Below are 278 nucleotides of genomic sequence, written 5' to 3' on the forward strand. Positions count from 1 at the left end.
GCCGCCGACGACGCGAAACACACCTTCCCGCGACAACGTCATGCGCACTGGGCGCTGCGCCAGCTTCGCCGCGGCCGCAGCCAGCACCTGATGCTGCCAGAGCGTCTTCGAACCGAAGCCGCCGCCGACGTACGGCGACGTCACATGCACATCCTTCTCGTCGATGCCGAACGCCTGGGCGATCGACCACGCTTCGTGAGCCACGGCCTGCACGGTGTCGTGGATGCGCAGCGTGTTCCCTTCCCATGCGAGGGTCGCCGCGTGCAATTCGATTGCAT

Annotated in this window: 1 protein-coding gene; it reads right to left on the minus strand. The window is 66.5% G+C overall.

What is annotated here, in order from left to right; translation table 11 throughout:
- Nucleotides 1-278 (minus strand): molybdopterin cofactor-binding domain-containing protein (locus tag SB679_RS23910; protein ID WP_410704736.1); only part of this gene is annotated, 278 nt, incomplete at both ends.

Origin of the sequence: Chryseobacterium sp. SIMBA_029, assembly GCF_046535275.1 — a bacterium.
Classification (GTDB): Bacteria; Bacteroidota; Bacteroidia; order Flavobacteriales; family Weeksellaceae; genus Chryseobacterium.